Source organism: Streptomyces sp. NPDC006463 (genome assembly GCF_042870715.1).
GTDB lineage: Bacteria > Actinomycetota > Actinomycetes > Streptomycetales > Streptomycetaceae > Streptomyces.
This window is the reverse complement of sequence record NZ_JBIAHP010000072.1, coordinates 1-2,777: the sequence shown is the minus strand read 5'-3', so window position 1 is coordinate 2,777 and position 2,777 is coordinate 1. Positions and strand designations below refer to the sequence as shown.

Below are 2,777 nucleotides of genomic sequence, written 5' to 3'. Positions count from 1 at the left end.
CGTCGATCAGGGAGTGGCGGCAGCCGTACTTGTTGTCGAACTTCGACTTGGTGACGGCGTCGTTCACGTTGATCGCCGGGAAGAGCAGCGTGCCCGCCTGGTGCATCTCGTAGAGGCGGTGGACACCGGTGGTGGTCTCCTCGGTCACGCCGCGGATCTCCGCCGCCAGCGCCGTCCAGTCGAGGGTGGTCTTCCCCAGCAGGTCCAGGACCAGCGCCATCTCCTCGTTGTCGGCGGTGGACGGTTCGGGAACGGCGCCGGCCTTCTGGTACTCGACGCCCTTGTGGACCAGCAGGGTGGCGTCACCGCCGTCGTCGAGGATCATGTTGGGGCCCACGTGGCCCGGCCAGGTCAGCGCCTGCTCCGTGCACCACCAGTACTCCTCCAGCGTCTCGCCCTTCCAGGCGAAGACGGGGATGCCGGCCGCCGCGATCGCCGCCGCCGCGTGGTCCTGCGTCGAGTAGATGTTGCACGACACCCAGCGGACCTCCGCGCCGAGAGCCACCAGCGTCTCGATGAGCACGGCCGTCTGCACGGTCATGTGCAGGGAGCCGGTGATGCGCGCCCCGGCCAGCGGCTGGGCCGCCGCGTACTCGGCGCGGATCGACATCAGGCCGGGCATCTCGTGCTCGGCGAGCGTGATCTCCTTGCGGCCGAACGCGGCGAGGGAGAGGTCGGCGACCTTGAAGTCGGTGAACTCGGCTGTGGGCTGGCTGGGCATGGACTACTCCGGTGTGTGGGCGTCTGGGTTCACGGTCAGTTGACGTTCAGGTTCTGGTGGATCTCTCGGGTCGCCGTGGAACGGTTGAGGGTGATGTAGTGCAGGCCCGGGGCGCCCTCGGCCAGCAGCCGTTCGGCCATCGCGGTCGCGTACTCCACCCCGACGGCGTGGCCCGCGGCCGGGTCGTCGCGCACCGCGTCCAGGCGCCGGGCGAGGTGCTCGGGGAAGCGGGCGTCGCTCAGCTCGGCGAACCGGCGGATCTGCCGTACGTCGGTGGCGGGCATGATTTCGGGGATCACCGGTGTGAGGCAGCCGACGGCGGCCAGCCGGTCGCGCAGCCGCAGGTAGTCCTCCACCTGGAAGAACATCTGCGTGATCGCGTAGTCGGCGCCCGCCTGGCACTTGGCCGCGAAGTGCCGGATGTCCTCGGTCCAGCCGGGGGAACGGGGGTGGCGCTCGGGGAACGCGGCCACGCCGACGGTGAAGTCGCCCAGCCGGCGGATCAGGCTGACCAGTTCGTGCGCGTGCGTGAAGCCCTGCGGGTGCGGGGTCCACACCCCCTTCGGGTCTCCCGGCGGGTCACCGCGCAGGGCGAGCACGTCCCGGATCCCCGCGTCCGCGTACTGGCCGATGATGTGCCGCAGCTCGGCGACCGAGTGCCCGACCGCCGTCAGGTGGGCCACCGGGCGCAGCGTGGTCTCGGTCGCGATCCGCTTGGTGACCTCGACCGTACGGTCGCGGGAGGAACCTCCCGCGCCGTACGTGACGGAGACGAAGGACGGCGCGAGGGCCTCGATCCGCCGGATCGCGTCCCAGAGCGTGCGCTCCCCCGCTTCGGTCTTCGGCGGGAAGAACTCGAACGAGAAGGAGCGCCGGCCACTGGCCAGCAGTTCGCGTACGTCGGGGCGGGGGCGCGCGGGTGCGGGCTCGGGGGACGGGAGCGCGGGGCGCTCGGTGAGGACTGCTGCCATGACTCTGTTCCCTTCGGCGTCCGGAGAGGTCAGCGCGCGTTGAAGTACGAGGCTTCGGGGTGGTGGATGACGATCGCGTCGGTGGACTGCTCGGGGTGGAGCTGGAACTCCTCCGAGAGGTGGACACCGATGCGCTCCGGCTGGAGCAGGTCGGCGATCTTCGCGCGGTCCTCCAGGTCGGGGCAGGCCGGGTAGCCGAGGGAATAGCGGCAGCCCTGGTACTCGGTGCGGAACATGCCGTCCATGGACGCCGGGTCGGATCCGGCGATGCCCAGTTCGCCGCGGACCCGGGCATGCCAGTACTCCGCGAGGGCCTCGGCGAGCTGCACGGAGAGCCCGTGCAGCTCCATGTACTCGCGGTAGGCGTCGGCGGCGAACAGCCGGGCCGTCTCCTCGCCGATGCGGCTGCCGACGGTGACGACCTGGAGGCCGACGACGTCGGTCTCGCCGGATTCCTCGGGACGGAAGAAGTCCGCGAGGCACAGGCGGCGGCCGCGGCCCTGGCGCGGGAAGGTGAAACGGGTCCGTTCGGATCCGTTCTCGTCGAGGATGATCAGGTCGTCACCCTTGGACACGCAGGGGAAGTAGCCGTGCACGACGGCCGCTTCGAGCAGCCCGTCGGTGTGCAGCCGGTCCAGCCAGCCGCGCAGCCGGGGCCGGCCGTCCGACTCGATGGTCTCGGCGTCCTTGAGACCCCACTGGCCCTTGAACAGGGCGGTCTCGTCCAGCCAGGAGGCGTAGTCCTTGAGCGGGATGCCCTTGACCACGCGGGTGCCCCAGAACGGCGGCGTGGGCACGGCGTTGTCGACGGCCACGTCCGAACGCCCGCCCGGCTCGGGTTCCGCCACCAGGAGCGGAGTGTCCCGCTTGGGCACGCGACGCTGTTTGAGGGGCGGGAGTTCGACGCCGGGGACGCCGCGTTTGACGCCCATGAGGGCGTCCATCAGGCGCAGGCCTTCGAAGGCGTCGCGGGCGTAGCGGACTTCGCCTTCGTAGATTTCGTGGAGGTCTTGTTCGACGTAGGCGCGGGTGAGGGCGGCGCCGCCGAGGATGACCGGGTAGTCGGCGGCCAGCTTGCGCTGGTT

At 70.6% G+C, this 2,777-nt stretch carries 3 protein-coding genes; all 3 read right to left on the bottom strand.

Annotated features, from left to right (window positions below; all coding sequences use genetic code 11):
- Positions 1-721: adenosylhomocysteinase (locus tag ACFYOB_RS41525; protein ID WP_388570267.1), on the bottom strand; the 721-nt coding region annotated here is incomplete at its 3' end.
- A 35-nt stretch (positions 722-756) separates the two neighbouring features.
- Positions 757-1,692 (bottom strand): methylenetetrahydrofolate reductase [NAD(P)H], encoded by a 936-nt coding sequence (metF, locus tag ACFYOB_RS41520; protein ID WP_328930716.1) that lies wholly within the window; start codon positions 1,690-1,692, stop codon positions 757-759.
- 29 nt (positions 1,693-1,721) lie between these two features.
- Positions 1,722-2,777: vitamin B12 dependent-methionine synthase activation domain-containing protein (locus ACFYOB_RS41515; protein ID WP_388570264.1), on the bottom strand; the 1,056-nt coding region annotated here is incomplete at its 5' end.